Origin of the sequence: Synechocystis sp. IPPAS B-1465 (assembly GCF_003015225.1) — a bacterium.
Lineage (GTDB): Bacteria > Cyanobacteriota > Cyanobacteriia > Cyanobacteriales > Microcystaceae > Synechocystis.
Window position 1 is genome coordinate 3,361,504 of sequence record NZ_CP028094.1, and the last position, 23,343, is coordinate 3,384,846.

At 49.3% G+C, this 23,343-nt stretch carries 21 protein-coding genes and 1 tRNA gene; 14 read left to right on the top strand and 8 right to left on the bottom strand.

What is annotated here, in order from left to right; genetic code table 11:
• Positions 1–68 precede the first annotated feature (68 nt).
• Positions 69–1,223, bottom strand: coding sequence for a glutamine-hydrolyzing carbamoyl-phosphate synthase small subunit (carA, locus tag C7I86_RS15680; protein WP_010874177.1), 1,155 nt, complete (start codon positions 1,221–1,223; stop codon positions 69–71).
• Between the two features lie 170 nt (positions 1,224–1,393).
• Here carA and C7I86_RS15685 point away from each other — a divergent pair, with 170 nt between their 5' ends.
• Positions 1,394–2,503, top strand: a complete 1,110-nt coding sequence (locus C7I86_RS15685) for a helix-turn-helix domain-containing protein (RefSeq protein ID WP_010874178.1) — start codon at positions 1,394–1,396, stop codon at positions 2,501–2,503.
• A gap of 99 nt (positions 2,504–2,602) precedes the next feature.
• Here C7I86_RS15685 and C7I86_RS15690 read toward each other — a convergent pair whose 3' ends face one another.
• From C7I86_RS15690 to C7I86_RS15700, 3 genes are all read right to left on the bottom strand, one after another.
• Positions 2,603–5,134, bottom strand: coding sequence for a mannose-1-phosphate guanyltransferase (locus C7I86_RS15690; RefSeq protein WP_010874179.1), 2,532 nt, complete (start codon positions 5,132–5,134; stop codon positions 2,603–2,605).
• A 146-nt stretch (positions 5,135–5,280) separates the two neighbouring features.
• Positions 5,281–6,474: an L-2-hydroxyglutarate oxidase gene (lhgO, locus tag C7I86_RS15695; protein WP_010874180.1), complete on the bottom strand. Its 1,194-nt coding sequence runs from the start codon at positions 6,472–6,474 to the stop codon at positions 5,281–5,283.
• 154 nt (positions 6,475–6,628) lie between these two features.
• Positions 6,629–6,702, bottom strand: a tRNA-Val gene (locus C7I86_RS15700).
• A gap of 51 nt (positions 6,703–6,753) precedes the next feature.
• Here C7I86_RS15700 and C7I86_RS15705 point away from each other — a divergent pair.
• The 7 genes from C7I86_RS15705 (at position 6,754) to C7I86_RS15740 (ending at position 13,026) form a co-directional block, all read left to right on the top strand.
• On the top strand, positions 6,754–7,626 hold the full coding sequence (locus C7I86_RS15705; protein ID WP_010874181.1) for a shikimate dehydrogenase: 873 nt from the start codon (positions 6,754–6,756) through the stop codon (positions 7,624–7,626).
• Between the two features lie 126 nt (positions 7,627–7,752).
• Positions 7,753–8,958, top strand: a complete 1,206-nt coding sequence (locus tag C7I86_RS15710; RefSeq protein ID WP_010874182.1) for an ATP phosphoribosyltransferase regulatory subunit — start codon at positions 7,753–7,755, stop codon at positions 8,956–8,958.
• A gap of 77 nt (positions 8,959–9,035) precedes the next feature.
• Entirely contained in the window at positions 9,036–9,365 is a 330-nt protein-coding gene (gene grxC / locus C7I86_RS15715) for a glutaredoxin 3 (protein WP_010874183.1), read from the top strand.
• A 30-nt stretch (positions 9,366–9,395) separates the two neighbouring features.
• Entirely contained in the window at positions 9,396–10,283 is an 888-nt protein-coding gene (locus tag C7I86_RS15720) for a fructosamine kinase family protein (RefSeq protein ID WP_010874184.1), read from the top strand.
• A gap of 300 nt (positions 10,284–10,583) precedes the next feature.
• Positions 10,584–11,360, top strand: coding sequence for an RNA polymerase sigma factor SigF (locus C7I86_RS15730; RefSeq protein ID WP_010874185.1), 777 nt, complete (start codon positions 10,584–10,586; stop codon positions 11,358–11,360).
• Positions 11,361–11,488: 128 nt separating this feature from the next.
• On the top strand, positions 11,489–11,830 hold the full coding sequence (locus C7I86_RS15735; protein ID WP_010874186.1) for an iron-sulfur cluster assembly accessory protein: 342 nt from the start codon (positions 11,489–11,491) through the stop codon (positions 11,828–11,830).
• Positions 11,831–11,838: 8 nt separating this feature from the next.
• Positions 11,839–13,026: a glycosyltransferase gene (locus C7I86_RS15740; protein ID WP_010874187.1), complete on the top strand. Its 1,188-nt coding sequence runs from the start codon at positions 11,839–11,841 to the stop codon at positions 13,024–13,026.
• A gap of 29 nt (positions 13,027–13,055) precedes the next feature.
• Here C7I86_RS15740 and C7I86_RS15745 read toward each other — a convergent pair whose 3' ends face one another.
• Positions 13,056–14,102 (bottom strand): WD40 repeat domain-containing protein, encoded by a 1,047-nt coding sequence (locus C7I86_RS15745; RefSeq protein WP_010874188.1) that lies wholly within the window; start codon positions 14,100–14,102, stop codon positions 13,056–13,058.
• Positions 14,103–14,627: 525 nt separating this feature from the next.
• Between C7I86_RS15745 and C7I86_RS15750 the strand changes: the two genes are divergently transcribed.
• Both C7I86_RS15750 and C7I86_RS15755 read left to right on the top strand, forming a co-directional pair.
• The gene (locus C7I86_RS15750; protein ID WP_010874189.1) at positions 14,628–16,925 is read left to right on the top strand and encodes a hypothetical protein; all 2,298 of its coding nucleotides are present in this window, start codon (positions 14,628–14,630) and stop codon (positions 16,923–16,925) included.
• Between the two features lie 280 nt (positions 16,926–17,205).
• Positions 17,206–17,616, top strand: a complete 411-nt coding sequence (locus C7I86_RS15755) for a hypothetical protein (RefSeq protein WP_010874190.1) — start codon at positions 17,206–17,208, stop codon at positions 17,614–17,616.
• On the opposite strand, the gene larB is transcribed toward C7I86_RS15755, so the two are convergent.
• On the bottom strand, positions 17,584–18,387 hold the full coding sequence (gene larB / locus C7I86_RS15760) for a nickel pincer cofactor biosynthesis protein LarB (protein WP_041426075.1): 804 nt from the start codon (positions 18,385–18,387) through the stop codon (positions 17,584–17,586). The genes C7I86_RS15755 and larB overlap by 33 nt on opposite strands.
• Positions 18,388–18,438: 51 nt before the next feature.
• A complete protein-coding gene (locus C7I86_RS15765; protein WP_020861931.1) occupies positions 18,439–18,990 on the bottom strand; it encodes a M23 family metallopeptidase in 552 nt (183 codons plus the stop codon).
• Positions 18,991–19,466: 476 nt separating this feature from the next.
• Here C7I86_RS15765 and C7I86_RS15770 point away from each other — a divergent pair, with 476 nt between their 5' ends.
• The 4 genes from C7I86_RS15770 (at position 19,467) to pgeF (ending at position 22,706) form a co-directional block, all read left to right on the top strand.
• Complete coding sequence (locus C7I86_RS15770) at positions 19,467–20,126, top strand: TIGR00266 family protein (protein ID WP_010874193.1); 660 nt, start codon at positions 19,467–19,469, stop codon at positions 20,124–20,126.
• 19 nt (positions 20,127–20,145) lie between these two features.
• Positions 20,146–20,826: a TIGR00266 family protein gene (locus tag C7I86_RS15775; protein WP_010874194.1), complete on the top strand. Its 681-nt coding sequence runs from the start codon at positions 20,146–20,148 to the stop codon at positions 20,824–20,826.
• 53 nt (positions 20,827–20,879) lie between these two features.
• Positions 20,880–21,734, top strand: a complete 855-nt coding sequence (locus C7I86_RS15780) for a TIGR00266 family protein (protein ID WP_010874195.1) — start codon at positions 20,880–20,882, stop codon at positions 21,732–21,734.
• A gap of 177 nt (positions 21,735–21,911) precedes the next feature.
• A complete protein-coding gene (pgeF, locus tag C7I86_RS15785; protein ID WP_010874196.1) occupies positions 21,912–22,706 on the top strand; it encodes a peptidoglycan editing factor PgeF in 795 nt (264 codons plus the stop codon).
• A 207-nt stretch (positions 22,707–22,913) separates the two neighbouring features.
• Here the strand turns inward: pgeF and remA are convergent, their stop codons facing one another.
• The gene (remA, locus tag C7I86_RS15790) at positions 22,914–23,183 is read right to left on the bottom strand and encodes an extracellular matrix/biofilm regulator RemA (RefSeq protein WP_010874197.1); all 270 of its coding nucleotides are present in this window, start codon (positions 23,181–23,183) and stop codon (positions 22,914–22,916) included.
• Positions 23,184–23,343 lie beyond the last annotated feature (160 nt).

Below are 23,343 nucleotides of genomic sequence, written 5' to 3' on the forward strand. Positions count from 1 at the left end.
ACGATAGTATTAACGGCACTACCTTGGTGATCGATAGTACGATAAATCGTAGCTGTTACTAGGTTTTACTAACCGGCGACTTCTGCCTTTTGTTGTCGCATCAACTTGACGAACTTCTCGAACAGATAATCGGCATCATGGGGTCCAGGGCTGGCCTCCGGGTGGTACTGCACCGAGAAAAAGGGCAATTCTTTATGGCGTAGCCCCGCCACCGTTTTATCGTTGAGGTTGAAATGGGTAATTTCCACTTCTTCGGCCAGGGAACCTTCCGTCACCGCAAAACCATGGTTCTGGCTGGTAATTTCCACCTGTTGCTCCAGGCCACAGGGTTGATTGAGCCCTCGATGACCAAATTTGAGCTTAAAGGTCTCCGCTCCCAGGGATAACCCCAACACTTGATGCCCCATGCAAATGCCAAACATGGGCTTTTTAGCCGCCAATAACTCTTTGGTGGTGACAATACCTTCTTCAACAGCGGAGGGATCACCAGGGCCATTGGAAAGGAAAATGCCATCGGGGTTGTACTGGAGAATTTCAGCAGCGGAGGTGCTAGCAGGTACCACAATCACACGACAACCGTAACTAGCTAAGCGACGCAGGATATTACGCTTAACGCCAAAGTCCAGCGCCACCACGGTGAGGGGCGGTTGTCCCTGTTGTTCTGCCACTGGCCCAAACTGCCAATGGTCATTGGTGGAATCAGTCCATTCGTAAACTTCATGGGTGGTCACTTCCTTAACCAAATTTAACCCGGCCATGGAAGGAGCTGCTTGGATGTGGTGCAACAGGGCTTCCGGTTCCAAGATTTCCGTAGAGATGCCGCCGTTCATGGCACCGATGGAACGCAACTTGCGAGTCAGGGCCCTAGTGTCGATGCCGTAAATGCCGATGATTTTATGTTCTACCAAATAGTCCGGTAGGGATTGGGTCGATCGCCAATTGCTGGGGCGGCGGGTGATGTTGCGGGCCACTACCCCCTTTACATGGGGATGGATAGATTCCTCGTCCTCTGCATTGACTCCGGTGTTGCCCAACTCAGGATAGGTAAACGTGACAATTTGGCCGCAATAACTGGGGTCGGTCATCACTTCCTGGTAGCCGGTCATACCCGTGTTGAATACCACCTCTCCCACTGTGGTACCATCGGCCCCGAAGGACCAACCGGGATAAGGGGTGCCATCCGCAAGGACAAGAAGGGCCGGTTTCGCCGCAGCAATTGGCATAATGATATATTGCAAGGTAGCTGGAATAGGACCATTCGGCCGTAGTGGGAAAAAGTTAAGTCCTTGGAGTCTTATCCAAGGCTGTGCTCCTTTGCCCGGCCGCCGCCGAATCAACCACATATTAGCAGATTCGCCCCTGTCGTCTGTTCCACTAATGTCAAATTGTCCTGATGGTTACTGCCATGAGTCCTGCTAAGCTGACCGACACCGATAAACAAGAGTTGGTGGACCTCTACCGGCAAACCCCCGCCACCACCACCACCCTGGCGGAACGTTTTGGGGTGAGCATTTCCACCGTCAGTCGTCTCTTAAAAACGGCGATCGCCAGTGGGGAATATGAAACCTTAGTGCAGGAAAAAAGGGGCAGTAAGGGAATTAAAAATGATGCCCAGTTGACGTTGCCGTTGCCCAAGCCATCTAGGAAAAAGTTGGAAGTGGCAGAAACCAATCTCCCTGGGGATGCCGTGGCGGAGGTGGCCCCTGTTGCTGGGCCGAATCATCAAGACAGAGAGACTAATGAAACTAATGCTAGTGGCCAGGGCAGAAGGGTGCGTTCCCGTCGTCGAGTCACCGCCAGCCCCGTTGCCCCAGAGCCTGGGGAGTTTACCGATGCGGAAAAAACCATTGATCCGCCGGCGATCGCCATCCCCTCCCTAGCCCAGCCCGATCCAACAGGATTTGGTGATATCCCAACCACCATGTCAGTGGCAAAAACTGAAGTACCGCCCGATGCCCCCATGGGGCGACGCCCCCAGATTGTTTCAATTAAATCTTCCGCCCTAGATGAAATTGTCAAGGACATAGACGAGGACTTGGGTTTACTGGATGGCGAAGATATCGATGACCTTGACGACGAAGACGATGATGATGAGTTTGAAGATGAATTAGACGATTTCGACGAAGACCAAGGGGAAGAGGATTATATTCCCACCCCAGTGGCCACCAAACAAACCCTAGCAAACACCGCAGAGCTAGTTTCAATTTTGCCCCTAATAGAAGCTTCTATGCCCAAAAACTGCTACCTAGTGGTGGACAGAAGGGGGGAATTGATTGTCCGTCCCCTGAAGGAATTTAGTCTTGATGGGGCCTTACCCCCCGAAGAAGTCCAGGCAAAAACCCTACCTGTTTTTGATAACCATCGGGTGGCCCGGCGCTTTTCCCTCAAAACCCAAAAGGTAATTCGTCTGCCCGACGCTAGCATTGTCCAAAAAACCGCCCAGGCACTCAAATCCAAGGGGATTACCAGGGTGTTCCTCGGCGGCCAGGTTTATTCCCTTTAACTAAGCCGTTGAAGTTAAAACTTTCGACCTACTGCTAACAGCGTTGACAGCTTGATTGCTACAGGCGTTTGGCCCAAAGGACTAGGCAACCCCCAAACATCAGGAAAAATGTTGGTAGGACTCCTCCTGGGCGTCACTAATAAAATTCAAGACCTGGGCTTGGTAGTAACGTAATTTCTCATCTACCCAATGGCGGTCTTCACTGTTGGCATAGATGTGGACCAGGGGCTCCCCCGCATCGGGCAAAATCAATACCCAGTTGTCTCCATGGGGAAAAGTCATTTTAACCCCGTCTACCAGTTCAATATGTTGATCCCGATGAATTTCCACCAAATGGCGCATCAGGGCCCCTTTAATTTTCCAAGAACAACGGACACTACAACTGTTATGGTAAACCGTCGGCAATTCTGAGCGAATTTCCCCCAGGGTGCGTTTTTGGACAGTCAGCATTTCCATTACTTTGGCAATGCAAAACATGGCATCAAAGCCTGGGTGGAGGCGAGGAAAAATAAAGCCAGTTTCTCCACTACCGCCCAAAACCACGTTATGGCTCGATTGGGCGGCGGCCATCAATGCAGTGGGGTTAGCCTTGGTTCTCAAAACTTTACCCCCATGGCGACGGGCCAAATGCTCCACCGCACTGGAAGCCTGTACTGGCACCACAATGGTTCCCCTGGGAGAAGCAGTTAACACCATATGCACCATCAAAGCTGTTAGCAGTTCCCCCCGGATGGGTAGGCCCCCTTCGTCCACCAGGGTGAGTTGTTCGCCATTAGCGGAAACCTGCACCCCCAAATTGGCCTGTAGGGCCGATACCACTTGTCCCAATTGACTAAGTAAGACTTCTTTTTCTTCATTGGAAACGGCGGTTTGTCGTAGACTGGCATTGAGCACCACTGCGTCGCAGCCGAATTTGGTCAACAGTAGGGGCAGAATGGCCCCAGACACTCCATAGGCGTAGTCAATAACAATTTTGGCCCCATCGTTGTTGATGATGTCCATGTCTAGGAGTTTTTCAAAGGTGTGGCAATAGGTTTCCAACACCTGGGCCGGATAGGACATGTCGCCAATTTGGGGAATGCTTACCCGCCGTAAATCTTCCTTGAAATAGGCTCCTTCAATTTTTTTTTCGGTTTTTTTGGAAATATTGATACCCTGGCTATCCAGAAATTCAATCAGTAGGTAATCTGGGCGATCGGGATGGATACGCACATGGATGCCGCCGGCCACTTTTAACTTCGGAGTCATGGTGCGAGCAATGGGGATCGCTGTGGCTTCCAGGTTTTGAATATTTACCCCCACCGACATCAGGCCAGCAATGAGGGAACGGGTGACCATGCGGGAGACATTGCGTTGATCGCGGGAAACGACAATTTCTGCTCCGGGCCTGAGGGAAGAACCGTAGGCAGCCCCCAATTTGACAGCAAACTCCGGCGTCATATCAATGTTGACAATGCCGGAAACACCTCTCTGTCCGAATAGGTTGCGGTGGCCGGTGCTGCCCCAAATTAAATTAATGTTGAGAATGGCTCCCGGTTCCACCCGTTTACTGGGCCAAACTTTAACATTTGAGTTGATTTGGGCTTCTTCGCCAATGATGGATAGGGGACCAATGACTGCCCCTTCCAGGACCTGTACCCGTCTTTCTATGCGACAGCCCCGCCCCACTACACAGGCAGCTAGATAGGCTTCATCACCAATGAGTACGCCATTCCAAACAATGGCTCGCTTTAATTCTGCTCCAGCGCCAATGGTGACGTTATCGCCAATGATGGTGCCCGCTTCCAATTTAGTTCCTGAACCGATGTTGCAGTTATCCCCGATCGCCAGAGGGGGAGTGAGAATAGCAGTGGGGTCAATGGTGGTGTTTTCCCCGATCCAAATGTCCGAGTGCCGGGGTAGGTTACCCAATTCCAGCGTGACTTTTTTTTCTAGGGCATCGTATTGGGCTTCCCGATAGGCGTCCAAATTACCGACATCGCACCAGTAACCATCGGCGACAAAACCATACATGGGTTCGTCATTTTCCAGCAGGAGGGGAAATAAATCCTTGGAAAAATCCATTTCTTCCTTGGGGGGCAGATAGGCCAAAACTTCCGGTTCGAGGATATAGGTGCCCGTGTTGACGGTGTCGGAAAAAACTTCACTGGTGGAGGGCTTTTCTAAAAATCTTTGCACCCGTTGGTTTTCGTCGGTGATGACCACGCCAAATTCCAGGGGGTTGGGAACCTTGGTCAAAATCAGGGTCGCCTTGGCTTGTTTTTGTTTGTGGAAGGCGATCGCCTGGGTGAGATTAAAATCGGTGATGCTATCCCCACTAATTACCAAAAAAGTATCATCCAATAACTCTTCAATGTTCTTTACACAACCCGCCGTACCGAGGGGATGCTCGTCCTCCACTGCATAGGTCATCTGAACACCAAATTCACTGCCATCAAGGAAATAGTCCCGCATGGCATCAGGGAGGTAGTGGAGGGTGGCCACCACCTCAGTAATGTTATGGCGACGGAGCAAATGGATAATATGGGCGGCGATCGGTTGATTAACAATGGGCACCATGGGCTTGGGCAGATCGCAAGTCAGGGGTCTCAAACGGGTGCCTGCCCCCCCTGCCATCAACACAGCTCGCATTCCTTTACCTCAGTGACGAATTTCTGTTCCCATCTTAAGGTAAACCATTGACTATGACTGGTGGGGGGACGATCTCCCTGTGGCCAAGGAATCCTCCGTTCCTCCCTATTTTGGGACCATCGATTTAAATAATTGACCCCAGTCTTTTACAGCGCTGGTACCTGGGCGGCGATCGCCTGGCCAATTTCTAAGGAAGCGGTGGCCGCTGGGGAAGGAGCATTGAGCACCTGGAGAGAATTAGGACCGGGGACAATCAGAAAATCCTCCACCAAAGCCCCATCATTTTTCAAAGCCTGGGCCCTCACCCCCGCTGGATTGGGAAGAATATCGTCCGCTGTCACTTCCGGAATTAATTCCTGTAAACTCCGCACAAAGGCCGCCTTACTAAAGGAGCGAATAACTTCCTGTAAGCCTTCTTGCCAATGTTTACCCACCAACTTCCAAAAGCCAGCATAGGCCATCACTTCGGTAAAATCTCCCCAATCAAAATCCGTTTTGCGATAACCTTCCCGTTTCAAACTCAGCACCGCATTGGGGCCAGCGTGGATACTGCCATCAATCATGCGGGTGAAATGCACCCCTAAAAAGGGAAAAGCCGGATTAGGTACCGGGTAAATTAAACCTTTGACTAAATATCTTTTCTCTGGCTTCAACTCATAATATTCTCCCCGAAAAGGCACAATTTTAGCATCGGGGTTAATGCCCGCCATTTTGGCCAGGCGATCGCTCTGGAGACCACCACAATTGATCAGAAAACGACTAAAAAAATTCCCCTGGTTAGTGATCAAACTATGTCCGTTAGCCTGGGTAACAATGCCATTGACTCGATGGTTAAACTTAATTTCCCCTCCCTGGACCTGAATTAGTTCCGCATATTTTTGACAAACCAGTTTGTAATTAACAATGCCAGAGGTGAATACATGAATTCCTCCCAAACATTGCACATGGGGTTCGTATTCCTTAACTTGTTCTGCACTAAGTTTTTTAACTTTTAAGCCATTGGCTTGACCCCGGTTAAATAAATTTTCTAATAACGGTAATTCCTCAGGTTTAGTAGCTACAATGACTTTGCCACAAACCTCGTAGGGTAAGGCGTGCTCTTGGCAAAATTCCACCATGCTCTGGTTACCAGCTTTAGTGAACTGGGCCTTAAAGCTGCCAGGTTTGTAGTAAATACCAGAGTGAATGACACCGCTATTGTGCCCCGTTTGATGGTGGGCTGGGTCCGCTTCTTTTTCTAAAATCAACAATTTGTATTGGGGAAAGCGGCGACCAATAAATAACCCCGTGGCCAAACCGACAATGCCACCGCCGATAATTGTGATGTCATAGGAAGCCATTTTTGCCCCACTCCTTGGAAAAATTACCAGCTAATTATCGTAGCTGTACAATGCCGCCCTGTGGGAGATGATCACAAATTCCCGCCGTTGGCCGCAAATCCTCTGGACGAAATTTTTCCTTTAACCACAAAGGGATTTTCGGGGAACAAGTTTATGGACGTAACTGGATTCGAACCAGTGACCCCATCGATGTCAACGATGTACTCTAACCAACTGAGCTATACGTCCTAGCAATTTAGTAATATAGCATGGCTCCATTTAAATTAACAATTGCTCCCCATGCCTTCCATCACCGGTAAAACTAAGCTCCTTGGTGTGATCGGTTATCCTGTTGGTCATTCCTTATCCCCTGTGATGCATAATGCGGCGCTCCAGGCCATGGCCAGTGATTATGCATATGTTGCCTTTCCCATTGCTCCAGAGGATTTAACCATCGCCATAGCAGGGTTAGGAGCCAGTGGAGTCCAGGGATTAAGCGTGACCATTCCCCATAAGCAAGTGGTGATGCCATTGTTGACCCAGATAACCGAAACCGCTCGGCAAGTGGGGGCCGTGAATACTCTCTGGCGGGATGGCCATGGCTGGCAGGGAACCAATACGGATGTTGAGGGTTTTTTGGCTCCCTTGTTGGAGTTAAAGCAAGATTGGTCAGGGAGGACGGCGGTGATTCTCGGCTATGGTGGAGCCGCGCGGGCCGTGGTGGTGGGTTTAACCCAATTGGGTTGTCCAGAAATTATTGTGGTGGGTCGCAGTCAAGAAAAATTAGCTCAGTTCGCCAACAGTTGGACGGACCCCAAAATTAAGCAAGCTCTGCAAGTTCTACCCTGGGAAGCTCTATCTACCGTGATCCCCAAAGCAAGTTTATTGATTAACAGCACCCCCGTGGGCATGGCTCCCCACCCTAAGCAATCCCCCCTGGATCAATCCCTTGTGGAAAAACTACCGCCAACGGCGATCGCCTATGATTTGATTTATACTCCCCGCCCCACCAGGTTTTTACAACATGCTCAGGAGCGGGGTCTAGTGACCATTGATGGAGCAGAAATGCTAGTGCAACAGGGAGCCGCCGCCTTGAAAATTTGGCTACAACAGGAAGTGCCGGTGGACGTTATGCGCCAAGCCCTACTCCATCACTTAGAAAAATCTGCCTGATGACCCATTGGTAAGGGTTTTGGATAATTCTGCCCACCAAGGAAAACCGGAGAAATGTTCCTTGGGGTTGCGGGAAAACATTATATTGAGAATGTTTAAACTTGCCCCTGCCGAAACAAAGCCGTCATGATTCACCATCCCCCCGCTGGGGCTAGGGATTTATTGCCCCTGGAAGTCGCCCAGAAAGCTCGCATTAATGACCAATTGCAACAAACCTTTCATCGTTGGGGCTATCAGCGCATTGTTACCTCCACCCTGGAATGGCTGGATACCCTAGTGGCCGGTGGGGCAATTTCGGCTAATAACGTGATTCAACTCCAAGACAGTGGCGAGGGACGGTTGGGGTTACGGCCAGAATTAACCGCATCCATTGCCCGGGCAGTCGTGACCCGCATGACTGACAATCAGCCCCAAAGATTGTGTTACCGGGCCAACGTCTTTCGTAATCCTCCGGAGGGCTACCACGGTAAGCAAATGGAGTTTTTCCAAGCGGGCATAGAATTGCTCTTTGCTGGGGGCGTCCGGGCCGATGCAGAAATTCTCCTACTGTTGACGGATTGCCTGACCCAATTGGGTTTAAGCGATTGGCAATTGATTTTGGGTGATGCCGGTCTGACCAGAAGCCTATTGGCCAAATTACCCCCCACTCTCCAAGCCACTGTGCGGGATTGCATCACCCGTTTGGACTATGTAGAACTTTCCCAACTCCCCTATCCTGACAATGAAGCTAAAAATCTTGCTTTGCAACTGTTTGACCTGCGGGGCACAGTGGAGGAAGTTTTGGCCAGACTGGGCAAGTTAGATTTACAGGGGGAATGTCTGGGTCTGGTCGATCGCCTGCAGGCGTTGTTGTGCCTAGTGGCGGCCAGTGGAGATGGGCCCGCTAATCTGGTATTGGACTTGAGTTGGCTCCAGCCGTTTGATTACTACACTGGCATGGTTTTCCAAGCGGTGAGTCGCCAGGCCGATAACTGTTATGTGTTGGGCCAGGGGGGGCGTTATGACCAACTGCTCAGCCAATATCATCCCCAACAGCAGTCTTTTCCTGGTACGGGATTTTCTTTGAACATTGAGGAGCTACACCAATGTTTGCTTGAATTGGGGACTTTACCCACCAGTACCGCCCCCATCGATTATCTAGTTTGTCCAGTGGATGACACCGCCGAAGGAGCAACCTTTCGCCATGCCCAACAGTTGCGCCGCCAGCATCCCGATCGCCGGGTAGAATTGGACCTAGGGGGGCGATCGCCGGAGGAGTTAAATACCTATGCCCAAGCCATGGCTGTGGGACAAATTGTCTGGGTTGGGGCCGATGGCCCGGTTGATCTGTAATGCTGAAGGGAAAGGACAAAGACAACCCCGTTGCAGTTCCCAGGTAAAATTTCCAGTTCCAATTTCCAGGTGATGTCATGGCTAATTTGTTCAACTGGCTTCCCCTCCTCAGTGGCCGCCAAGCGGATGGGATCAAAGCCAAAGTGGAAATATATACTTGGCAAACTTGCCCTTTTTGCATCCGGGCGAAACTTTTACTGTGGTGGAAGGGAGTTAAGTTTATCGAGTACAAAATTGACGGCGATGACCAAGCCAGACAGGCCATGGCGGCAAGGGCAGAAGGAAGACGCACTGTGCCCCAAATTTTTGTCAATGACCAGGGCATTGGTGGCTGTGACCAACTGTATGGCCTGGACAGCCGCGGCCAGTTAGACCCCCTGTTGGCCACTCCTCCTAACCCAGCCTAGGTATTATTTGTCCCTGTCCTGTTTTCCCCTGTGCCCGTGAATTCCCCAGCCCCCTGGCAAACCATTGCCCAACAAATCAGTCAGACCACTGGTCAACCCTTCCGTATTCAGGAACGGCGATCGGTGAGTGGTGGTTGTATTAATCAGGGCTATTGCCTGGTGGATGGGGAGCAAAAATATTTTGTCAAACTTAATCAAGCCCAGCAGTGGCAGATGTTTCAAGCGGAAGCCCTCGGGTTAGAAGCCATGGCGGCCACCCAAACCATTCGGGTTCCCCGTCCCATTTGCCACGGCAGTTCCGCTGGCCATAGTTATCTGGTGTTGGAATGGCTCGAGTTTGGCCGGGGTAACCATGACAGTTGGTACCGCATGGGACAAAATTTGGCGGCATTGCATCAAGCCGGGGGCAGTGCCCAATTTGGTTGGCAGACTGATAACACCATTGGAGCCACTCCCCAGCCCAATCCCTGGACCGATAGTTGGGCCGACTTTTTTGCGGAGCATCGCCTTGGCTATCAACTGGCCCTTGCTCGACGACGGGCAGGGAACTTTCCCGATCCCGCCGTAGTAGTTCCCAAAGTGAAGCAGCTGTTAGGCGATCGCCAACCGACACCAGCTTTAGTCCATGGGGATCTGTGGTCTGGCAATGGCGCAATTTTAACCACAGGGGAACCAGTCATCCTCGACCCGGCCACCTACTACGGCGATGGGGAAGTGGATCTGGCTATGACGGAATTATTTGGGGGATTTCCGGCGGCTTTTTACCAGGGTTACCATAGCATCAGTCCCGCGGAACCTGGTTATCAACAACGGAAAATTCTCTACAATCTGTACCACATTCTCAACCACTTCAATTTGTTTGGGGGTGGTTATCAACAGCAAGCCCAGCAAATGCTTAAACAATGCTTAAGGATTTAATTGAAGAATTGTTGACTTTTTCTACATGTTATTGTTCGGATTTTAGATTAATCCTATAATTAGCGTGGGTTCCTATGCCATATCTTCCCGTTGCTGGTAATTCCAACGCAAGCTAGTTGCCCAGCCAGAGCAGGGGAGAGGATGATGCCCAAACCTAAACAAAGCTTATTTTCATTAGCATTGCCTAGGGCATCGGTTGGCAGAAAGTTTTTATTTTTTCCAATTTTCTCCATGTATTTGCTGATGTAGGCAGAGTCCAACCATCGGTAAAGTTGATTAGAGTCGCCCAAACCTAAAACCATGACCAATGCCACCAGCGAAAGCCTCAAACTTGAGACTCTGAGACTGTTCAAAATCTACGCAGAGTCCCACGATATTGGCGTGCGTAATCGGATTATGGAAGTCAATCTGGGTCTGGTGAGAAAGGAAGCGCACCATTGGACGGCCCAGTGCAATGAAAGTTTTGAGGATTTGTCCCAGGTGGGGTGTTTGGGTCTGATCCGAGCCATTGAACGGTTTGATGTGAGTAAGGGCAATGCCTTTAGCTCCTTTGCCATTCCCTATGTGCGGGGAGAAATCCAGCATTTTCTGCGGGATAAAAGTAACTGTGTTCGTATTCCCCGGCGTTGGTTAGATTTGGGTCGTCAGGCGATCGCCGTCCAGCAGGAATTTCGCCTCAAATATGACCGGGCGGCCACGGACGAGGAAATTGCACAAATTTTAGCAGTGCCCCTGGCGGACTGGCAGGAAACCAAACTGGCGCTGCAGAATCGTGAACTGGTGAGTTTGGACACCAAGGTAAATGGCGACGATGAAGGACAAGTTAATCTGGGGGATTGTTTAGCCCACCACGAATTCCGTAGTTTTCAACTCAGCCAGGAAGATCAAATCCGTCTGCAACAGGCCTTAGCCGGTTTGGAAGAACGTACCCGCCGCATTGTGGAATTTGTTTTTCTCCACGACTTTACCCACAAGGAAGCCGCCGAAATGATGGGGGTTAGTGTGATTACCGTTTCCCGTCGCATTAAACAGGGCATTGGGGCTCTGAAAAAAGCCTTAAATACGGAAATTTTTTAACTGTTTAGAGTCTATCTCCAGTAGTAAGTAGCAAAAATTCAGCCAAGGTCGGCGATCGCCCTGGTAGTATGGCAAATGGAGCTTTATGTCTAACTTTTCCATTTTGTTTTGAGCCATTGTGTTAACCTATGCTGCAATTGACCCCCAGTGCCGCCCAGGAAATTAAACGATTGCAACACAGTCGCCAACTAACCCGCCACCATTTTCGTTTGGCGGTCAGGCCCGGAGGGTGCGCCGGTTGGTTATACCATTTGGATTTTGTGCCGGAAATTACCGCTGACGATTTGGAGTATGAAAGTGGCGGTGTGACGGTGCTGGTGGATAGCCAGAGTGCAGGTTACCTCCACAATCTCAAATTAGACTATGCCGAGGATTTAATGGGGGGAGGATTTCGTTTCACCAATCCCAATGCTGCCCAGGTGTGTAGTTGCAGCTTGTCCTTTGCTCCTAATTTAGAAAAGAATTTGTAGGCGGACAAATGGTCACCTTTGTCTTGGCAATTACCGCAATCTCCTGCCTGATTTGGTGCTTTCTATTGGTTGGTTGGGGAAACTTTTGGCGTTGTGATCAGGTTTTAAACTTTGATCGCCCATCAACTTTACAAGCATATCCCTCCGTAGCGGCCATTATTCCGGCTCGGGATGAGGCGAGCGTATTGGGTCAAAGTTTGCCCAGTTTGTTGGAACAGCATTATCCAGGCCCGTTAAAAATTATTTTGGTGGATGACCAAAGCAGTGATGGCACCGGGGCCGTGGCCCAACGTATTGCCAGCGGTCTAGGCCATGGCGATCGCCTGGAAGTGGTGTCGGGGCAGCCGTTACCCCCTGGATGGTCGGGAAAATTGTGGGCCGTGGAACAGGGATGGCAAACAGTACAGTTGAAAAAAAAAGGTTCAGATTCCTGGCCGGAGTACATTTTTCTCACCGATGCGGACATTGCCCATGGTCCCCAAACCATTACAGCCTTGGTGGAAAAAGCCCAACGGGACAATTTAGCCCTGGTATCCCTGATGGTGCTGTTGCGCTGTGAGAGTGTTTGGGAAAAATTGCTAATTCCAGCCTTTATTTTTTTCTTTCAAAAGCTTTATCCTTTCCCTTTAGTTAATAATCCCCAACGTCAAACGGCGGCGGCGGCGGGGGGCTGTATTCTCATGCAACGGTCAGCCCTACAAACCATTGGCGGTATTGGAGCTCTGAAGGAAGCGTTAATTGACGACTGCACCTTAGCCCAAAAGGTAAAAGCCCAAAAATTACCCATTTGGTTGGGGCTAACTAGGGCAAATTGGAGCTTGCGGCCCTACGACAGCCTAGAAACCATTTGGCAGATGGTCAGCCGCACTGCCTATACCCAACTGAATTACAATCCTTTGCTGTTGCTGGGGACTTTGCTTGGCATGGCTTTGGTCTATTTGACTGCCCCCATAGCCCTAATATTGGCAATAATTTGGGGTAATGCTCCCCTGGCCCTATTGGGAGCTTTCACCTGGATGCTAATGGCGATCGCCTATGGCCCGACCCTGAAATTCTATGGGCGCTCCTGGCTTTGGGGTTTAACCCTACCGTTGATTGCCCTGTTATATAGCCTCATGACCCTGGATTCTGCTTGGCAACATTGGCGAGGCCAGGGCGGCGGTTGGAAAGGTCGGATTTATCCCCAGGGGTCTTGATTTTTTCGACCCCCAGGAAAACTCCCCAGTTATCGGGCAAGGGCACTGAGGTCCCAGATTTTTACGGTTTTGTCCTCCGCACCGCTGTAGAGGGTATTGCCGTCGGGACTAAAAGCTAGGGAAAGAACCCAGCCTTGGTGACCCCTCAGGGTAGTAACCTGTTTGCCGTTGGCTAAATCGAAGATCATAATGGTTCCTTCTTTGTTCGCAGTAGCTACCCAGCGATTATTGGGGGAAACGGCGATGGTATTAATTTCTAAACTGGGGCCTCTGACGGAAAACAACTCTTTGGCATCGGCTAAGTTCCAAGCTTTAACAAAATTCCGCACCGCTCCTACCAGTTTTCTGCCATCGGGGGTCACAGCTAAGCCGTTGATGAAACCTGGCTGTTGGGGAGAAGTGCCCAGTAATTCAAAGGTGTTGGCATCCCAAAATTTAATGGTGCGGTCCTGGCCGATCGCCCCGGTGATAAATTGACTGCCGTCGGGGGTGAACACAACGCTGGTAGTAGGGCCGAGGTTATCCGCTAGGGTTTGTATCAAGTTGCCCGATGCCCTTTCCCAAATGCGAATGGTGCGATCGCCACCACTAACGCTCACAATAGTTTCTCCGTCGGGACTAAAGGCCACACCACTGACCTTATCCGTGTGGCCAACCAGGGTTTCAACCCTCATGCCATCCCGAACCCGGCGCACATCAACATTATTGTCAGCGGCGATCGCCAACCATTGACCATCGGCACTAATGGCTAAATCAGCAAAATTATTGACGGGACTCCTTTGGCTATAAACCACTTCTTGGTTAGCTAAATCAATCAGGGTGATTTGGTTATCCGCCGTAGCCACAGCCAAATATTTACCATCAGGGGTGATGTTGAGGGCAGTGATAATGCCTTGAAAACCGCTCAGATTTTCCACTGCCACCGACGGACTGGCCGTAGTTTGAGCAACTGTGTATGGGTTAGGGGTGCTGGCATTAGCGTGGGCATTCTCGCCTGGATAAACTAGGCAAGCAACGGTCAAAAAAAATGTAGCAGGGGCAGAAAATTGTTTCAATCGAGGGAAATAGTTGTTCATCTTAAAAAATAGTTAAGTTACTAAAACGTTCGCTTACTTGATTATAATAAGCGTTACTTAAAGTCTTTTTATAAGGTTTTAGTCCATCTTCTCAACCGACCCCCTAAAAATCTGTTGATAATAAATAATTTTTGCTAATCCTCCTTTTTGATGGGACGGATAGGAACAATTGATTATCACTTCTAGACTCTTCCAACACATTCTCAGGCAATTTATCTTGGGAGTACTATTTTAAAAAATATCAATAAATCATATACATTTGGCAACATTAGCCCTAACTTAACCTAGAATGTGTTTACAAAGTTTTATTTTGATCCCCAAATCTCCTGACTAAGGCTTCGGCAATGCTAGGAAACTTTCACTCAGTTTTTCTCCAAATTTGGGGAGTCAGGGGGGCTTGCAAAACAGGCTCTTAATTAGCGGACTGATCAATTATTTGTCATTGGTTAATCAAGTGGTTTATATTTAATTGATTTATTCAGACCGGTTCAATATCTTTTGATCTATTTTTGACTATTAAAATATATGAAACTTTTTCATTGGCTACTTTATTTCACCACGTTCAGTTTACCAGGAATAATTCCCTGCCCTGTTTTAGCCAATGAAGTTCTCAATTTTACTAACTTTACCCCTACCACGGCAGAATTAAATGATGACTTCCCATTGGAAAAGACAATCAGATTAGAGCCATTTATAGTAGAAAATATTGCCGATTTAAGAGCCGCTGAATCAAATCAAGAGCCATGGCAAACTTCCGTAGATTATTCCCATAGCTTGACCTCCAGCACCCTAACCACGGAGGATTTAAGGGGCCAGTCAACACAGTTGGTACAGCTTACAAGCCAAGCATTAACTGAGCCAACAAAAGAAGGAGAACAAGATTTTTTGCCAGCCATAACTCCAGAAAAAAGTTCCTATCCGGAGAGTATTACCCAACAGTCGACCAACACAGAAAATAGTGAACAGCTTAGCCCCAACCCAATAGCTGACACTGCCCAAAATGACGGTTGGCAAATTTTTATTACCCCCGGTGCCATCCTACCCATTAATGCCTATGGGTCAGCCAGAATTAGGAGAGTTCAGGGTGATTATCACCTTACCACTGCGGACATACTGGAAAAATTAACAGTTTATGCTGGGGGAAGAGTCGAAGCTTGGCACGGTAACTGGGGCATTATTTTGGATGGATTTTATTATAATTTGCAGGGAGCTACCACCAATCAACGGGACAATTTTACTGGCTTAGCATCTTTTAGTCCAATTAATTATTTACTCAACACAGATATCAATAATCGTTTGAATGGAATTAGTGACATTCTTGTCGACCAGTCTGATATTTTACAGCAAAAGAAAAGTGATATTAACCAAAGTCTAGACCAAATTCAATCTGAGTTTGAACTGGTGCGCAATGCAGCTCCCGATCGCCAGGAGTTAATGGCGGCGATCGCCTCAGCTTCGGCCAAAATTGAAGCATTGCAAGCCTTGGGTAATGCCATTGACCGGGAAGCTATTGGGGCTTGGGCGGAACAAATTAACGAACTGAAAAAGATGGTGGAGGAGGGCAACCTTGGGGAACGGGAAATCGAACAAAAATTAGCCCAACTCCAGACCGTCCTAGCTGCTGCCCAGGGTTTTCGGGACAATGCCATTGGTTCTATTGATCGTCTGGAGGACCGAGTGCAACAACGGGTGACGGAAATTCAAACCTTTGCTGCCCAGTTGCAAAACCTGAGGGAAGAAACTAGAGAATTGCTGGCCACATTGCCCCTCGAAGAAATTGACCGTCGGGATTTGGCCAAAATTGCCCTGGGGGGCCTAGATAAAATAAAGGAAATTGAGGGCGATCGGGACCGTTCCACTTTGGAAAATATCATCGACCGGATGGAAACTGCCCAGGATAAGTTGGAGGCAGTGCGTGCCTTACAGACGGAAATTCAAACGCGCATTGCTAATCTTCGTTCCAGGGAAGATCTAGGGGCATTGCAGAAAAAATTGGCGGAAACTAGGGAAAAAGTGGGACAAGTGCGGGAGGCGATCGCCAATCTAGAGAAAATTAAGGATTCCCATCTAGGGGAAATTATTCAAATCCTCCAAGACAGTAATGCCAAGGAAAACTTGATTCAATTGCAAGAAGCACTGGCCAAGTTGCAATCGCTCAAAAATAATGCAAATTTTGCCGATGCCTTACAAGATTTAGCCAAACTAGACCAAATTTTGGCCAATGAAGAGCAAGTAATTGCCGCCATTCGGACTGAACTTTACGGGGCAGGGCAACGGGATTTAACCATTGATACCAACACCGAGCTATCCGTCAGCGAAACTACCGTTGATCTAGCCATTAGCTACCATTTTGGCGACGCCCGTCCTGTTTACGGTTCAGGAAGCCAGAGCAGAAGTTATCCCCAGTGGTGGTTTGAACCCTACATCGGAGCCAGGTTGATCAATCTCAGCTTTGCCCTGGACCAGACCACTAACTACCGCTATAACAGCTCCCTAGTTTCCCTGGCGGGACAATTCCAAATTAATGAAACCGCTAGCCGCACTTGGATTAATCCCTTAGTGGGGGGAAAATTGGGGGTGCAGTTGACGGATACTTTGGCCCTTTGGCTCCGGGGGGATGTGTCCGGCTTTGACCTATCGGGGGAGGCGGATTGGAATTGGAACGCCATTTTAGGACTAGATTACTATGTAAGAGAAAATGTGGCCATCCAGCTAGGTTACAAATTTTATAGTTTGAAGTATGGACAGGGCAGTGGCGACGATGGTTTTGATTTTTCCCTGAATTTGAATGGCCTCTATTTGGGTTTGACCCTAAGGCTTTAGGCTGTTTGCAAGACCCCGCGGCCCCCCGAATTTGGGGGAAAACTGAGTGAAAGTCCTCCATTATTGCCGGAGCTTTAGTGGGTCGATTTAGAGGGCGGAATGAAACTTTCCAATCTGAGTCTGTTAACTTTCACCAAGGAATTTATTTTAAAAACTTTAAAAACAGAGTCTTCTAACCGACAAAAATCCCCTTCAGTCTCCCTATAACTCCATAACCCCGGATTATGGTGACTGGTACCATGGCAGGGTTGAACGCAAAACATCTCAATTTATCAAACCAATGAAACCTGAATTTGCCACTGTCCAGGCCTGGGAACAGGCAGATTGCCTGATGCAACCAGCTCTGATTCGCACCATTGACCATCTGCGACAAGGTTTGGAAAGTTGTCCCTGGCGCAGTCGCTACGAGGAGGTGCAGGAACCCATCCCAGGCCATCGGTTAATTCTGGAAAATGAGGGGCAAACCTACGGAGTTAACATTTGGGATTTATGCTTTCAAGTCTGCTTTGCCAATTATCAAGCCCAGCCCTTTGGGGATAACTTGCCGGAGAATAATCAGGCTTTGGCAGTGGAAATAGACCAGGACTTATTTAACGACCAAGGGGAAGTGGATTGGACGAAATTAGACCATAAAGCTCGCCATTGCGTGGAAGTATTTTTAGCCGCCCTGCCCACCGTTGGCCATAGTTGATTTTGATTGCAGGCGATCAACCGTGCGGAGAATTTGTCCTGCCAACATGGCCGCTCCAAAGCCGTTGTCAATATTGACTACCCCCACCCCCACTGCACAGGAATTGAGCATGGTTAACAGGGGAGCCACGCCGCCGAAACTGGTGCCATAACCGACGCTGGTGGGTACGCCAATCACAGGACAGTCCACTAATCCCGCCACCACACTGGGCAAAGCCCCTTCCATACCGGCCACCACAATCAACACATCCATGGCTTGGATTAATTCTCGATGGCTCAACAGTCGGTGAATGCCGGCAACTCCCACGTCCCAGAGTTTCTCCACTTTGAACCCGCAGAGGCTGGCAGTGATGGCCGCTTCCTCCGCCACGGGTAAATCCGCTGTACCTGCACTGAGAACGCCAATGGTACCGGAATATTTAATTTGTAAAGGGGTTTGCACCAGGGCACAAATGCGAGCTTGGGGATAGTACTGCAATAGAGGAATGCGATCGCCAAGGAGATCCGCCACCTCCGGCTCCACCCTGGTCACTAGCACCACCGGATTATGCACTGCTAAGACCTGGATAATCTGCTCAATTTGTTCTGGGGTTTTGCCTGGGCCCCACACAACTTCTGGAAAACCCGTCCGCAGTTGCCGCTGATGATCCACTTTGGCAAAATCATCGATCGCCTGGAAACTGAGGTGTTTAAGCTGCTCAAAACCCTCTTGGCTACTGATGTGGCCACTGGCGATCGCCGTGAGCAATTGTTGGAGGGAATCTGGGGTCATCGGTGCAGAAAACTGAAAAACAGGGCCACTGACCATTCTGGACTATTTGGGCTAGGTTGCCCCGCCGTACATGGCCTGTAGTACCAGAGCCGGATCTACTAAAACTCCGTTATGGCGCAGTTCCCAATGGAGATGGGGCCCTGTGGTTCTTCCCGTCATGCCCACCCGACCAATGCGCATCCCCGCCACCACCTGTTGTCCCTGTTGGAGCACAATGCCCCCCTGGCGATCGACCAAATACCGTTGCCCCTGATGCACTTCCACCCCGCCCATTAAATGACAGTAAGTGTGCTGCCAAGGGCCGGACTGAATGCGAACCATGGTGCCGCAACCGGTATGGTCGGACATTTCCACCACTGTGCCATGCCACCAATTGCGTATGTAACTGCCCAGGGGCGCAGCCAAATCCAAGCCATTGTGGAAAGTGCTAGCCCCAGCGGTGGGGGCTCGGCGGGGACCAAACCCAGAAGTATATTGCTGGAAATTTTCCACCGGGAAAGAAGCATACTGCCAAGGGTTGGTGGAACTGGTAGCCACTGGAGCATATTGAGCAGCAACCTGGTTATTGGAGGCCAAAGCAATGGTCAAGGTGCTACTGGCCATAACCAGAGCGAGGAGAGATATTAACGACCATAGTCGGCATTTTCTGACCCTGGGCCTGGATAAATTTCTACTTAACCAATGCTTTTGACGACAAGTTCGCCAGAAAGAGTTCATAGCACAATCCTCACACGTTTCACACTGCTCCCTAGTGTATGCCTAGAATTGTTCCCTGGCGAAGGTCAACTTATTTATCTCTGGAGGCATACCTGGGTGTGGGTAAAAAGCACGAAAATGCCCATTAATGCCCCTGTCGTCCGTAATGAGGAAAGATCTAGCAAAAGTCTTCTGGATGGAAAGAGGATTGCAAAAAGATTCTTCTCTAGAAAATCTTACTTTTCCAGTATTCTCCTAGACCATTAACTTTAGGCTTTAAGACCAGTTAAATTGGGCTTGGTTTGGTATAGATTGAGGTTAACTAGTTAAAAATACAGTCTATCTTGCTCCGTTGTTGTTGTTCTTCCGCCCCCCGCTGAGCCGTGCTCTACAAAATTCGCCACTATCCCAACTCGGTGTTGGCCGTTACGCTCAAACCCAAGGAACGGCTCTACATTAACCCCGGTTCCCTAATTAGCATGGATGGGGGATTGGTCGTTAGTCGGGTTTGTGGTGGAGGCTGGCTCCGGGCCTTGGCTCGGTTTTTATTGGGTAAAGAAAACTTAATGGTTAATGCCATCCATAATCCCAGCGATCAACCGTTAAGTTTTACCCTAGGCAAAGCCTTACCAGGAAATTTGACCAGGCTAGACTTACCCAAAAATGGCATAGTCATCAATCCAGGAGTACATGTTGCCCATACCAGCGGCGTCAATATGGGGGTGTATTGGCTCGGTCTATCCAGTTGGTGGGGGGGGCAGGGTTTATTCGGTTTGAAACTCCAAGGTAAAGGCCGCGTCTTCCTTGGTAGCTACGGCACCCTTAACCAGTTGTCCTGCCCCCAGAGTTTTGTGGTGGAGCACTCTCATTTAGTAGCGTTTCAGCCCAAGCTCAAGCTCAAAGTTAATTTTCCCCGGGGTATTGTTGGTGATCTCCAGTCCGGTCGGGGGCTGAGTTCCCTTCTAAAGGGCTCCGGCAACCTCTATTGGCAATCCCGTAGCTTGAGCAGTTTAGGCCGTTTTATCCGGCTCCGACTGCGCTGATTTTTTCTTTGCCCGCCCTATGAACATTAAACTTCTCAATTCCCCCCAAACGGCGATCGCCAGGGTACTTCTGGAGGCCAATGAAGAATTAGCAGCCCAGCATGGTTCTTTAATTGCCATGAGTCCCGACATTACGGTGCAAAGTTCCGTGCGGCGCACTAGCGATGGAGCAGGGAAACAGAGTAGCCGGGGCAATCAAGTTAAAACCATGTTTTTAAACAATTATCGAACCGGGGAAAATGGCGGTGAAATTTACCTGGCCCCTCCCCTAGTGGGAAACCTGGGGCACTATCAACTGGGCGGGAGGAAATTAATTGTCCGCCAAAGCTCCTACCTAGCATCCGATGGCAAGGTGGACATTTTCATGGGCTACAAATCCGCCGCCAAGAAAGAACCCTATTCCTGGCTGAGTTTGGTGGGCGTTGGAGATGTGTTAATCAGCTCCTTTGGGGCCATGTATTCCCTGGAAGTGAATGGCAAACAAATTGTCAACTCCGACCATGTGGTGGCCTTTGATAACAGCCTCAAAGTTAAGCCGTATCAAGAGTTGCGTCCCTGGCCCAAACGTCTGGTGCCCAACCAAGAAATCCTCTATGAATTCAGTGGCACAGGTACAATTTTTTGCCAAACCCATGGTCCTCGGAATTTTGCTCGGGAAGTGGGTCGCCAACTCAAACCGGAAAACTTCAAACTGCGCTAAATCATAAACCGAAACCACTAATATCATTGCCCTGTAACTGAAATCTGCCCGCCATGATGGAAGAAGAATCCCTAGAAAAGCTCGAAGAAAGTCTAGAACAGATCGACCCTGAGGAGGATTTGGAAGAGGATTACACCCAACATCTCTTTGCCCATCCCCGGGAAGCAGGGGGAGATAACCAGGTACGTCCTACAGATGATGAATTTAATCTTCCCTACAGCATTAATGGCCATGCCCTGTACGCCACCCTGGAGCTGACCCTGAAGCCCGGTCAAATTGTCCTTGTTGATGCCAATGTAGTCACTGCCATGGACCGTTCTGTTCTCTTTGTTAACAAATTGCGGGGGGGATTGTTGGATGTCCTCCGTAAAGCCCTAGGGATAGATACCCTATTTCTTAACCAATTTACGGCAGAACAAAGCGTTGGCCACCTGCAATTGGCGCCAGCCCTACCGGGGGATATTTGTCATTATTTTTTAACCACAGAAAAAGGTATTTATCTCCGGGCAGATAACTTCCTGGCCTGCCAACCAACGGTGAAAATTGACACTAATTTCGCCAGTATGAAGCATTTTTATAACGATAGTGAGAGTTTTTTATTGCGTTTAGTCGGACAGGGGGATTTGTGGTTCAGTCTTTATGGTGGTTTGGTGCAGGTTTCCATGAACGGCGATCTGGCCTATAATCCCGATTACATTGTTGCATTTGAAGATACCCTGGATTACCAAATGACTAAACAGGAGGGGCTCGCCGTCGATCGCCTACGGGGGGACGTGTGGGGTGGTAAGGGTAGATTGTGCCGCTTCACTGGCCAGGGGAAAATTTGGCTCCAGGCCCGTCAGGCCAATAGCTTTTTGAACTATGTCCAATCAATTTTGCTCAATTTACGTTTTCCCCGACTGAATTAGGGGGATCAACGCATTTACGGAGGACTTGGGCCATGGTAGGATTACCAGGTGAAATTAGGTTATGGGCATTAAAAATAAGCTTTTGCTTCAACGAATTAGAGCGGAAACTCACACCACTTTTGATCCGCAGTCGAAATTAAAACCACTACAAACATCACAACTTTTTTGGCTAGACCGATGACAATGGGGGACGATCTCTGGGGATGGCAGAACATCAATGGTTCACCCTATCTCACCTGTGCTTTGTTGGCTCCCTGGCCCCATGCCTTTTTCACCAGAGCCTTCTATCCCCAATTGCCCGAACAACTGATCACCTATCTTGATCCCCAAGGAAAAGCTTTCCGGGTCAAACAGGTTCATGGGGACGTAACCCTAACGGCAACGGAAATTGGCCAAACTCCCTTGGCCCCAGACAGTACCCATCCCCCAGCGGATGGCATCATTAGCGACGCTCCCCACCAAGGGGTCTGGGTGGCCAGTGCGGACTGTACCCCGGTATTGATTGGCGATTTGATTGGTAAACGTGTGGCGGCGATTCATGCAGGCTGGCGGGGGACCAAAGCCAGAATTGTGCCCAAAACCATCGATAAATTTCTGGCCCTGGGTAGTGAGTTAAAGGATTTACGGGTTGCCCTAGGCCCGGCGATCGCCGGAGAGGTGTATCAAGTCGATCCCTGGGTGGCCTTGGAAGTGGGGCAAAGTGTGCAAGCAGTACAAAAATTAGCGACAGAAGAACAGCAATGGGACCATTTATCCACCATGGTGAACCCGCCCGTGTTACCTGATGCAGAACCGGAAAAATATCGCCTTGATGTGCGTCGCATCAATCAATTGCAACTGTTAGAGTTAGGTTTTGCCCAGGAACAGATTGCTGTGGCCCCCCACTGTACTTTCCAAATGGAAGAACTTTTTTTCTCCTATCGCCGTACCCACACCAAGGAGGTGCAATGGTCTGGCATTGTCAGTTACTGACGCGGAGACAAAATGGGAAATCACTCACGCCTCGTCTCAATTTTTTCCTTGGTTAGTGGTTGGGGCGATGTTGACCAACTATTACAGTTAGGGAGCGACAAATATTTTGACCTCCGTACCGGCAGCACCCCCTCCTTTTTTACAGACTTTGGGAGGTTTTGCAAAGTTCAGGAGGAGGTCAACGTTAGAGTTCAGCAAATTAACAAATTACTTTTTCGCATTTTCTTTAAAATCCTTATCCACCACAAAACGGTTAGCCACGGTTTCCGGTTGAATAGCCGAAAGAATTACCTGATTAGAGTCCATAATGATCACAGCCCTGGTACGTCGGCCATAGGTGGCATCAATTAACTGACTACGTTCCTTGGCATCGCTGATAATCCTCTTAATGGGAGCGGATTCTGGACTGACAATGGCAACAACCCGATTGCCAGAAACAATATTGCCAAAGCCAATGTTGATGAGTTGAATTTCCATAGATTAGGGTGGATGGGAAATGGGAGGAGAGGGGGAAATGATCGCTTAGGTATTTATTAGAAGCAATGGTTAGCCTTTAAGAGTAAATGTCTGTTTGTCCCGTAATTTAGCTAACTGAGTTAAATTATGGCCAATTTCAGCCTATCCCTCCTTTTACTTT

Coding starts and splice junctions, on each gene's coding strand:
- carA (WP_010874177.1), bottom strand. CDS start 1,223: ATGCCAATTGCTGCGGCGAAACCGGCCCTTCTTGTCCTTGCGGATGGC.
- C7I86_RS15685 (WP_010874178.1), top strand. CDS start 1,394: ATGGTTACTGCCATGAGTCCTGCTAAGCTGACCGACACCGATAAACAA.
- C7I86_RS15690 (WP_010874179.1), bottom strand. CDS start 5,134: ATGCGAGCTGTGTTGATGGCAGGGGGGGCAGGCACCCGTTTGAGACCC.
- lhgO (WP_010874180.1), bottom strand. CDS start 6,474: ATGGCTTCCTATGACATCACAATTATCGGCGGTGGCATTGTCGGTTTG.
- C7I86_RS15705 (WP_010874181.1), top strand. CDS start 6,754: ATGCCTTCCATCACCGGTAAAACTAAGCTCCTTGGTGTGATCGGTTAT.
- C7I86_RS15710 (WP_010874182.1), top strand. CDS start 7,753: ATGATTCACCATCCCCCCGCTGGGGCTAGGGATTTATTGCCCCTGGAA.
- grxC (WP_010874183.1), top strand. CDS start 9,036: ATGGCTAATTTGTTCAACTGGCTTCCCCTCCTCAGTGGCCGCCAAGCG.
- C7I86_RS15730 (WP_010874185.1), top strand. CDS start 10,584: ATGACCAATGCCACCAGCGAAAGCCTCAAACTTGAGACTCTGAGACTG.
- C7I86_RS15735 (WP_010874186.1), top strand. CDS start 11,489: ATGCTGCAATTGACCCCCAGTGCCGCCCAGGAAATTAAACGATTGCAA.
- C7I86_RS15740 (WP_010874187.1), top strand. CDS start 11,839: ATGGTCACCTTTGTCTTGGCAATTACCGCAATCTCCTGCCTGATTTGG.
- C7I86_RS15745 (WP_010874188.1), bottom strand. CDS start 14,102: ATGAACAACTATTTCCCTCGATTGAAACAATTTTCTGCCCCTGCTACA.
- C7I86_RS15750 (WP_010874189.1), top strand. CDS start 14,628: ATGAAACTTTTTCATTGGCTACTTTATTTCACCACGTTCAGTTTACCA.
- C7I86_RS15755 (WP_010874190.1), top strand. CDS start 17,206: ATGAAACCTGAATTTGCCACTGTCCAGGCCTGGGAACAGGCAGATTGC.
- larB (WP_041426075.1), bottom strand. CDS start 18,387: ATGACCCCAGATTCCCTCCAACAATTGCTCACGGCGATCGCCAGTGGC.
- C7I86_RS15765 (WP_020861931.1), bottom strand. CDS start 18,990: ATGGCCAGTAGCACCTTGACCATTGCTTTGGCCTCCAATAACCAGGTT.
- C7I86_RS15775 (WP_010874194.1), top strand. CDS start 20,146: ATGAACATTAAACTTCTCAATTCCCCCCAAACGGCGATCGCCAGGGTA.
- C7I86_RS15780 (WP_010874195.1), top strand. CDS start 20,880: ATGATGGAAGAAGAATCCCTAGAAAAGCTCGAAGAAAGTCTAGAACAG.
- pgeF (WP_010874196.1), top strand. CDS start 21,912: ATGACAATGGGGGACGATCTCTGGGGATGGCAGAACATCAATGGTTCA.
- remA (WP_010874197.1), bottom strand. CDS start 23,183: ATGGAAATTCAACTCATCAACATTGGCTTTGGCAATATTGTTTCTGGC.